Origin of the sequence: Tepidibacter sp. (assembly GCF_025210165.1) — a bacterium.
Lineage (GTDB): Bacteria > Bacillota > Clostridia > Peptostreptococcales > Peptostreptococcaceae > Tepidibacter_A.
In genome coordinates, this window is sequence record NZ_JAOASI010000085.1 from 1 (window position 1) to 10,300 (window position 10,300).

At 27.2% G+C, this 10,300-nt stretch carries 10 protein-coding genes; 1 reads left to right on the plus strand and 9 read right to left on the minus strand.

Features of this window, described 5'->3' with window-relative positions:
• Window positions 1-115: 115 nt before the first annotated feature.
• From N4A48_RS14820 to N4A48_RS14850, 7 genes are all read right to left on the minus strand, one after another.
• Window positions 116-469 (minus strand): hypothetical protein, encoded by a 354-nt coding sequence (locus N4A48_RS14820; RefSeq protein WP_293667218.1) that lies wholly within the window; start codon window positions 467-469, stop codon window positions 116-118.
• Between the two features lie 71 nt (window positions 470-540).
• Entirely contained in the window at window positions 541-1,068 is a 528-nt protein-coding gene (locus N4A48_RS14825) for a DUF1643 domain-containing protein (protein ID WP_293667220.1), read from the minus strand.
• A 147-nt stretch (window positions 1,069-1,215) separates the two neighbouring features.
• Window positions 1,216-2,442, minus strand: coding sequence for an HNH endonuclease (locus N4A48_RS14830; protein WP_293667222.1), 1,227 nt, complete (start codon window positions 2,440-2,442; stop codon window positions 1,216-1,218).
• A 122-nt stretch (window positions 2,443-2,564) separates the two neighbouring features.
• Window positions 2,565-3,710: a DNA cytosine methyltransferase gene (locus tag N4A48_RS14835; RefSeq protein ID WP_293667224.1), complete on the minus strand. Its 1,146-nt coding sequence runs from the start codon at window positions 3,708-3,710 to the stop codon at window positions 2,565-2,567.
• Between the two features lie 14 nt (window positions 3,711-3,724).
• Window positions 3,725-4,861: a DNA cytosine methyltransferase gene (locus tag N4A48_RS14840; protein WP_293667226.1), complete on the minus strand. Its 1,137-nt coding sequence runs from the start codon at window positions 4,859-4,861 to the stop codon at window positions 3,725-3,727.
• Between the two features lie 28 nt (window positions 4,862-4,889).
• Window positions 4,890-5,258: a helix-turn-helix domain-containing protein gene (locus tag N4A48_RS14845; protein ID WP_293667228.1), complete on the minus strand. Its 369-nt coding sequence runs from the start codon at window positions 5,256-5,258 to the stop codon at window positions 4,890-4,892.
• Between the two features lie 506 nt (window positions 5,259-5,764).
• The gene (locus N4A48_RS14850; protein ID WP_293667230.1) at window positions 5,765-6,586 is read right to left on the minus strand and encodes a hypothetical protein; all 822 of its coding nucleotides are present in this window, start codon (window positions 6,584-6,586) and stop codon (window positions 5,765-5,767) included.
• Window positions 6,587-6,853: 267 nt separating this feature from the next.
• Between N4A48_RS14850 and N4A48_RS14855 the strand changes: the two genes are divergently transcribed.
• Window positions 6,854-7,714 carry a hypothetical protein gene (locus N4A48_RS14855; protein ID WP_293667232.1) on the plus strand — a complete coding sequence of 287 codons (861 nt, stop codon included), beginning with the start codon at window positions 6,854-6,856 and terminating at the stop codon, window positions 7,712-7,714.
• 446 nt (window positions 7,715-8,160) lie between these two features.
• On the opposite strand, the gene N4A48_RS14860 is transcribed toward N4A48_RS14855, so the two are convergent.
• Window positions 8,161-9,777, minus strand: a complete 1,617-nt coding sequence (locus tag N4A48_RS14860; protein WP_293667234.1) for a recombinase family protein — start codon at window positions 9,775-9,777, stop codon at window positions 8,161-8,163.
• Window positions 9,778-9,844: 67 nt separating this feature from the next.
• On the minus strand, window positions 9,845-9,982 hold the full coding sequence (locus N4A48_RS14865) for a hypothetical protein (protein ID WP_293667236.1): 138 nt from the start codon (window positions 9,980-9,982) through the stop codon (window positions 9,845-9,847).
• Between the last annotated feature and the right edge of the window lie 318 nt (window positions 9,983-10,300).

Sequence of the window (10,300 nt, forward strand, 5' to 3'; positions counted from 1 at the left end):
AAATACTGCTTTCTTTGCAAAGTTTTACACTTACTACATCTACTCTCTTTCTTTGATTTTTACTCATTCTATCTATCCACTTTACCTTTTTTGATTCTACTGTCGCTACTTTAGTCTATTCCATGTTCTCTAGTAGTATTTTAGGAGTTAGTGTCATTGGAATTACTAGAGATATTCCAAAATCATCATTACACAGAATCAAAGAATTAGTGTAATCTTCTCCTCCTGCTACAGTTATTTTATCAACGTATTCTGGAATAATATCATCTACATCAATGTAAATTTCCTTTAGTTTTTCAAAATCCTCTTTAGCTTCAATTACTAAAATATAACCCCCATTACCTCCTTCTACATCCCTATCTTCTCCGTACTCACTATCTAGTATAGATGCTACCGATTCAATTACTTCTACTACTTCTTTTGGTAAATTTAAGTTTTCAGTTTCCTTTACATTGGATATTTTTATCATTGTTCATCTCTCCTTTTTATAAAATATAAAAGCCCAAGAAAGTAATTTGTTGTTTTCATTACTTTCTTGGACTAATCTTTAATATCAATCTTTTTAAGTTTCCAATTAAATCTTATATGCGGTGCTAATGGATGATATCCTCCTCTACCTAATTTATCTTGTATAATATATAATCTATCATTATATTCTTTTAATAATTCAAGGACTTTTTTCTGTCTTTCTTGAATTTTTTTATTCTTCTCTCCAGCCTTACCCCAAGCTATGATTATGTAATCTGCTTTAGCAGCAGCTTTTAATATATGCCTGTCATTTTCTTTGTCATTAAATTCCTCTATACTGTCTTTAACATTTATTTTTATATCTATCCTAGAGAATATATTTGCTATTTCTACTACTCCAAATCCTAGTTTTAAAAGATTATTTATTACATACATTGTAGTATAGTCCATTAGCAGTTCATCTGCATAACTTGGATTAATCATAACTATCATAGCTTTCTTTTTATTTTTATCCCACTCTTTTCTTAAAATGTATCTATGTAACCTATCTTTTGAAAAGCAAGCTTCTGTTCTTATAGTACTTTTTTCTATGCTTGTCATAACGTTCTCCTCTCTTCTAAATAAAAATAGCCTAAGAAAGTAATCATTTTATTACTTCCTTAGGCTTCAAATATCTATAACTAATAACCTAATCATTTTTCCATAACATGTTAATATTATACAAGTTCTTTATTCTTATTTTATTTTTTAATAGTAATTACTAAGTAACTCCTCAAAAGTAATATCTATGCCTATATTACTTAATATACTTTTTCTACTTGTAAAAATTTTATATAGAATATCTTTAACTATCTCATCCTCACCAAGATGTATAGCCTTGTGACAAAATGGACATAATGCCACTACATTTTCTGTTCTATCTATATTAATTTTAAAATTTTTTTGTGCTGCCATAGGTATTATATGATGTCCCTCTACATAATTTGTACCATTCTTTCTTTTAAATAAAGGATGGTCTTTATCATAGCAACACTTATATTCACACTCTGAAATAGCAGTTTTTACTACTCTATCATCAGTTTTATATCTTCTTCCTTGTTTAGTGGATATTTCTTCAGGCTTCCTATTATTAATAGTATCTTTTTTTACTTTATCAGAAGATAAATCCTCAGTTTTATCTAGACTTATGATGTAATTTTGCTCTAATCCTTCAATATCTTCTTGTACTAACCTATCTTTTATACTTGAATTAATTGAAGCTATTTTAGAGTTATATATATCTAAATTGACTAATCTATTATAAAACTTAGTTTTAATCGAACTAGATATTTTATATGCTTTTGAGTTATCCTTTTTCTCTACACTTTCTAGTATTCCCCATCTTTCTAGTATTAATATACTTTTAGGATCTGTGTAATCTGATTTAACTCCTGAAGGCATTTCTAAATTATGCATTTTTCGAGATGTTCTAATGTAATTTATACCTTGTACATAATTATATTCATGTTCTGACATTAAACATAATAAGCATGCGAATTCTTGTACAGTAATATAATCCAAGTCTAAAATAGCTCGTATTTTTAGATTTGGAGGCTCTATATCTGAGTCACTATCACACGATCCATAATTTTCTCTACCAAATTTAATATTTTCAAGAGAATCTATTATTATTTCTATCTGTCTATCATAATCATTACTTTGGTATGCCTCAAAAAATTCTATACCTTTCTCTGTTATCCTTCTAGGTGATCTTTTGTTTCCAAATTTCTCCCATTCGATAAAACCATAGTATGCAGGCACTTGTGCTTTTTTAGTATAAGCTGATTTATCATGATGGTCTCCAATCAACTCTTTTAATCTTTCTTTATACTTATCATTTTTAATCCATAAATCTTTGTTTTCATAATAAACTTGAAGTGCATACATACATTCTTCAACATCAGCACTATGTTTTGGTATAATTAGTTTTCCCATAATACCACCCCTCTTATATTTGATGCCTAAAGTATATCATCAAATATAAGGTTTGTGTATATATAGATATCAATATGAAAAAACAATATTCCAGTCTATAGTTTATTGTTACTCTATTATAACTAATCCCTTAATTTTTTCACTAATTCTAGTACAATTTCTTTTACTAATAAAGAAGGTATTCCCTCCCCTATAACCTTTCGAATGAAGCTTTCTTTTGCCCACTCAGGTATATTCCAATTCAGTGGTAACGAAGTTACTATCATTAACTCATAAATAGAAAATACTCTCGGGTCTGAGTATATTCTACCTTCTTCTGTACCATCATCTGAAATTAAATGACCTGGATGTACACATGCTAATGAAGATATCACACCATTATTTTGTGTTATTGTTCTGGATGGCTTATTCCAATCTAACCTCCTATAATGATTATAGTGTCCTTTAATCCTTACCCCCCCCGACTTTTGAGGATAATATATTTCATTATCAAATGCAGTACATCCACTCGGTGTATGCGTCATCCATTCAACCATTCTCCATGAATGTGTTGGAGGGAAGTGCCATTTAGATATTTTTTCCCCTTCTTCCTTCTTATTTAAATAACTAGGGAATTTTTTTAATGTTAATTCTTCCCCTTCTCTTAATCTAGGATCTAAAGACGGTACTTCTTTTAAGGCTTCCTTTAATGTAATAATTTTCTTTTTCTCAGGAAATTCCCAATGCATTTTGGTATCTTTCCTACATAACAAAAATATATTACGTTGTCTCATCTGTGGGACTCCATAATCCATAGCTTTCACAAGTGTTTCATTGTTAAAATTATATAATCCGCTAAGTTCTGATTTTATATACTCTGGTATGAGTAGTATTTTTTCACCAACTTTTATCTTTGTCCTTAATTGCATTGGAACATTCTCTAATAAAACAAATTTAGGTTTAACTCTCTTAATTACATCAATTGCATAATATATCAACTGATTTCTCTCATCAAAATCTTTCATTTTTCCTGCAATACTCATTCCTTGGCATGGCGGTGTCGCTATTATAAAATCAATTTCCTTTTCTTTAGCTTCATTTATAACTGTAGTTCTTATGGTTTCATTCGTAATATCCCCAACGATCATGTTAGTCTTAGGATATACATGTTGGTAAAATTTTGATCTATTCTCATCAATTTCATTAGCAACAAGTATATTTACTCCTATACTCTCTAAGTATGCTTCTGCTATACCTACATTTGCAAATAGTGATAATCCTTTTAACATTCCAATCTCCTCTTCTAAATTAATTGATTAAATAATTTTTTTACGAATAATGGAGGTATTCCTTCCCCAATGACTGACCTCATATAGCTTTCAGAACTATTTTTAGGAATATTCCATTTTTCAGGTAGACTCATAACTAACATTATTTCATATAAAGTTAACACTCTTGGATCTGAATACATCTCGTCTCCATTATCATCTATTCCTACAAATCTACCAGGATGTACATTATTTTGTGAACTAATAGTCCTGTTATACATCGTTATAGTGTATGCTGGTTCATTCCACTTTTGACGTTTATAAGTATTTTTATATCCTCGTACTGGCTCACCATTCTTTTTTAATGGTCTATATTCTAACTTACTATTATTGAATGCTGTTTCACCTGTAGGTGTATGCATCATTGCATTAACTTGTCTATAAATATGAGATGGTGGTGTATGCCATGGTGAGTATGTTAATGCTATCTTTTTGTTTTTTTCATAATCTGGGAATATATTTAAGTGTTCTTCATAATTAATATCCTTTATAAGTGGGTCTAAGCGAGGTAAGTGTCCAATAGCATCTTCTAATGTTCTTACTTTAGATTCTGGTGATGGTATTTCCCACATTTTTTCTTGGTCTTTCCTCGATAATAGAAAGATTGCTCTTTCTCTTGATTGTGGTACACTATAATTGCATATATTAATTACTTTAGAATCAATCCAATATTCTTCGCTTAATGATTTTTTTAGATATTCTGGTATCAATATCATATTGCCTTCATAATTAATCTTTGTAGTCATTTGTTTGGGAACATTCTCTAACATTACATATTTTGGCTTTATTTCCATTATAGCTTTAACTGCATATTTGATTAATTCATTTCTTGTATCATTTTCTCCCATCTTTCCTGCTGTACTCATTCCTTGGCATGGTGGAGTTGCTATTATAATATCAATGCCATGTTCTTTAGATTTTTTGCAAATATTATCCATTACTTTTTCATCAGTTATATCTCCACAAATCATTTCTGTATTAGGATATATATATGAGTAAATATCAGCTCTTTTTTTATCAATTTCATTTGCTAAAGCCACTTCAAAACCAATATCATCGAGATATGCTTCAGCTACACCTATATTTGCGAATAGCGATAATACTTTCATCATTTTTTTCTCCATTCTTTAGTGAAATAAATCATTTTACTTTTTCATTACAAAAATCAATTAACTTTTTTATTTGTTGAGTATTAAATTGATTATCTTTGACAGTTTTTATTAATTCAAATACTATATCATTATCAATTATATATTCTACCATTTCATTAGGTAGTGTTCCTCTGTCATATGCTGCTATTTGAAATAGAATCATCCTTTCTTCTTCATCTAGATTTAATTCAAAAGCTATTTTTTTTAAATCTTCTTCTTTTGGTGGATTGTTCTTTCCATGTTCTATACCACTAATTAACATTTTGTGTTTTCCAATATAATTAGCTATCTCTTCTTGTGTTTTATCCTTAGAAAGTCTAAGTTTCTTAAAATATTCGCCGAAACTAATTCTTGACAATACATGACCTCCATTCTAAGTAAATAAATAAACTTATTTATTTATTTTACCATATGAACGATTTTTGTAAAGTATTGCATTTAACCTTCATACTATTATTTTTTATTTTAGAATCATTCCTATGACTTTTTTTATATAAAGCTTGAGATGTTTTTACTCCCTTTTCAGAACATATGTTCTGTATATATTATATCACTTTCTTTAAAGATTATTCAATAAGATTTATATAATCTTTTTCACCACATTTGTGAAACACCATATTTTTACTTACCTATGATTTGATAAATATTAATTGTAACTAAACAAAAACCTTACCTTTCTTGAAAATACAAGAAAGATAAGGTTTTTGTTTAGTTTCCAACTAAAAAACCTCACTTATTTGTGATAAGGTTCACCGTACATATTTAAATAGCGGTTTTTTTATCAACCCTTTATGCAACATCTACATTTCTAATATTTTAATAGTAACGAATATTTGGCTATTTATTGATTATTTACATACTAATTTATTTAAAATCCCAATTTTCATCATATGGAATTGAAGTAACAAAACCAACTGATTCTTCTGATTCACCCACTAAAATATATGCCTTTCCATCCCTAAAGATTAGGGTTCCAAAGCCTTGATTTTTTTCTTCCTCTGTAAGTTCTATTTCCTCCTCAAAACTTTTTCTAATATCTTCATACCTATATAATTTTTTCCATTCATCAAAGTTGATATGATTTGTTTCTACTATTGATTCAAGCATTTGTTCAGCATCTTGCAAAACAATTTCATAGTTATAATCATATAGTAACTTTATTCTATCAAGTGATTTGCCAGAAGCCTCATTCACAAATGCCTTATTAAAAGCGATAGTGATTTGAAATGTTTTGTTTTGTATAATATGATAAATCCTTAGAGCTATAGTTGGTAATGATTTTTTTACCTCCTTATCAAAGTTCCAGCCTTTATATGTATTCTTTATCTTTTTTAAAATAAATAGATTAGAGATATTGCAGTTAAACCCATTATTGTCTAAATGCTCAATAATATATCCTAGTTCATAAGCTTTTTTTCTATAATCTTCCCCAAAATAGTAATCGTAAACAATCTGGTGTAGTGTTTTTTTATACGTATTTGAATAAGGATACTTATAATTTTTAATTTTTTCTGGCGTATTAGGAACACGAAATCTAGCTTTTTTAATTATTTCAAACAGTTCATCTGTATAGTTTACAAATGCCAATTTATTTGTACCTTCTATATTTATAGAAATCATTTCATTATAAACACTTAAAGATACTTTATCACTAATTTCTAATCTATCAATCTCAATTTTTGACATTAAATTTCCTCCTTATCTTCCTAATATTTTAAACGTGCTAAACTTGAATATACTTAGTTCCTATATTTTTATAAATTTGTAACTTTATAATCCTTATGTAATGTAGTTCTCATAAAATACTATTTTTAATTCACCATTTTTACAAACATATTGTTAGCCAATATCAATTAAATTTTTATATAACTTCCATTTTTTATAATAATTTATCGTCTTAAAAAGGATTATTCAAAATATTGTCGAATATAGCAATAAATAGGAGGTGTTCTAATGTGGTTAGTTAGTTTTATTACAGTTAATAAAGATTCAATAATAATTAGCACTATTTTTCTAATTCTTGGAATTATACTACCTCTTCTTATTACTAAAAAGAAAAATGATGTACCTATACATAACAATACCTCTGTGAAAAATGTGATTTATATAGTACAACAACAATTAGTTCAAGTCTCAGTCCTAAATAATAACACTTATACTCAAAATCCTAAACAAAAATCTATAAAAAGAAACCATAATCAAAACCACAAATATTCACAATCAAAATCAACAGATGATGATTTATTTCTATTTGCATTTGTAGGTCTTACTGCTGTTTCTATTTATTCTAAATTCCATTCTCAAATAATGTATTGGTTTGCAATATTAACATTGTTTGCATTTGTAAGTGTTACAACTCTAACAATTCTATTATATAGAAATGATAATTTAGATAGACTCAATCAACTTTGGATATCCATAATGGTATTTCTTATTATATCAGATGCTGCTACTATTTTTTTTATGTCCTATCAATCTACAATAATAAATGGAGATATAAATATCCTGTTAAAAGCTCTTTATTATTTAATTGGCTTCCTTACAATGATGATACCTAATATATATATGCTGATATTATTGATTCACATATTTGCACTTAATTCATTTTTGGTTAAACAAGGTAAAATATCGGAATTCATATTAAGAAAAACTCATTTTTTTGTTGATAACGTTAAATTTCAAGTAAAATTAATAATATTCATTACTATTTTTTCCTTATCTTTCACATCAGGTGCAGCTTATTATTTAGTGGGTAAATTGATTGAAATTAATAACAATAATGCTAATGATATTCTAGAAACAATTGGTATATAATTAAACGTATATATAATTTACTTTTTTAATTTGTTTTTAAAAGTTTAGATTTATAAAAAACTACCTGTAAAGATTGAAAACAAAACCACTTACTTAAATCTTAGCGGATAGTTTTTTATAAATTTCTATGGCTGTAACTCTTCTAGTATTTTATTGAAATTTTCAAGTATACTTTTTACAAATTAAGAAGGATCTTCTTCTGAGCTACTATTGTCTAATCCCTTTGTTATTTTATCATTTATGATTTGCTCTACTTCTATATCTTTGTCTATCTTAATTTTTTTATCTACAGCTACAATAGCAGTTACTGCTATTTATTCTAGTCTTATTTAAAAACAGCAGCTACTACTGGTATCTAATATCTAAGCTAAAATTGCACTATTTTTATAAATTTAATTATTTTATTAAAGTTAAACTAAATATCATTTATTTTAACTTAATCTAACCTATATTGCAATTTTAAAATCAATAAAAGAGGAGTCTTCCTTATTGTTGGAAGACCCCTCTTTACTTTGTAATAGGCTATCTAAATTCTTATTAAAATGTAATTCTATAGAATCTATTTTTTTATTATCAGTTAATGTTATTTTGCTAATAATCATTTGTATAAGCATTTTCTTATCTTCATTATCGACTTTTAATAATAATTCATTAAATTTATTCATAGTTTCAGCTATTCTATTATAAGTTATTTCTCCAGAAGTATTATAGGATAACTCTTTTTTCAGTTCTTCCAAATGCACTTTTATAGTTCCTTCTTCTGCTTCAATCGCTTTTAACCTATCCGATAAATTCTGTTTTGATATTATCTCTTCTTCAAATAGTGAAAATAGTTTATTCTTTTTAGTGTCTATTGATTTTAATTCTCTATTCAGTCTATTTTGTTCTTCTTCTAATGGTTTTATCTTTTCTTTTTTAATTTTATTTATGTTTTTAACAATATCTTTTAATATTTGCTCTTTATTTAAAACTTCTTTTAACCTATTTAATACATATTCCTCTGCTACACTAGCTCTTATCCCATTAGATCTACATACTGATGTCCCTTTATTTTTATAGTTACCACAGACATAATATCTTATTTCTTTTCTTGTTCCATCTTTTAATTTATTCACTGTTTTCGAACTGACCATTGGTGCTCCACAAGCTGGACATTTAAGTACTCCTGATAATATATAGCTTCCTGTAAAACCTCTTTTAGTTTTACTTTTTCTCTTCTTAAATATATGTTGCACCTGCTCCCACAGGTCTACATCAATTATTGGTTCATGAACTCCATCTGCTAAAATGAAATCTTCTTGTCTTCCTTTTTTTCTCTTTTTAGAATAATCAACATATCTATTAAACCTTATTTTCCCAATATAAATAGGATTAAGTAATACTGTTTTGATTGATGTTATTGAAAATTCTTTACCTCTCTTTGTTTTATATCCTAATTTATTTAATTTGCTTGCTATATGCTTATATCCTTTTCCTTGTGCATACATATTGAATATCATTTTTACAATTATAGCTTCTTCTTCTACAACTATAAGTTCTTTCTGTTTATCGTTATCATTTAATCTTATACTTTTATAACCTAAAACTACTCCTCCATTAAATTTCCCTTCTTTTGCTCTTTGAGTCATACCCATTTTAACATTTTCTACTAGCTGTTCTCTTTCGAACTCTCCTAAAATTCCTAAAAACCCCATCATCAATTTTCCTGTTGATGTTGATGTATCAAAACTTTCCGTAACTGACCTAAATCCTATATCGTATTTATTAAATTCTTCAATTATTTTTAGTAAATCTAGCTGCTTTCTTGATAGTCTGTTAAGCTTCCAAACCACTACTTCATCAAATTCACCACTAGGTAGGTCTTTTAATAGTCTTTTTAGTTCAGGTCTATTTTCAATATTTTTACCACTTATCCCTCTATCTATATATTCCCGTACAATAATATTACCTTTTAATTCTTCTATTTGCCTTATTTTATTTAATTGTGCTTGTATTGAATATCCTTCTATAGCTTGCTCTTCTGTTGATACTCTTACATACATTGCTAATCTCTTATTGTGCATATTTTCATACCTCCTAATCTTTTATGACAATTAGATTCAAATATATAATATATGATTGAAAATCTCTCTATTTCACTAAGTTACTACCTACTATAACTTTACTTTCTTCTGCTTGGGTTACAGCATCTTCATTTTCTTTTATAAGATCTTTCATTATTACACTGGATAATATTTTAATTATTATGCTATAATCACATTCTTCCATTTGTATACACCTCCCTTAATTATCACTCCCTAACTCCCTACTATTTTTGTAATTATTAATATAAATTATTGAAATATATTTACATTTTTATTAGATGAGGTCAGGTTGATGCTATGCTTTTTTTTTATTTGGAGAATAGTAAAAGGACTTAGTCATCCTTTTACTATTTTTATTTACTTTTTTATCTTTATTATAGCTATACAAATATTTTCTTCATCAATATACTCAACATCATGAAATGTAATGGATGTTCTATCACTAAAATCTAATTCAAACTCTTCTGTAATTTCTTCAACTAATTTACTTGCATATATAAGC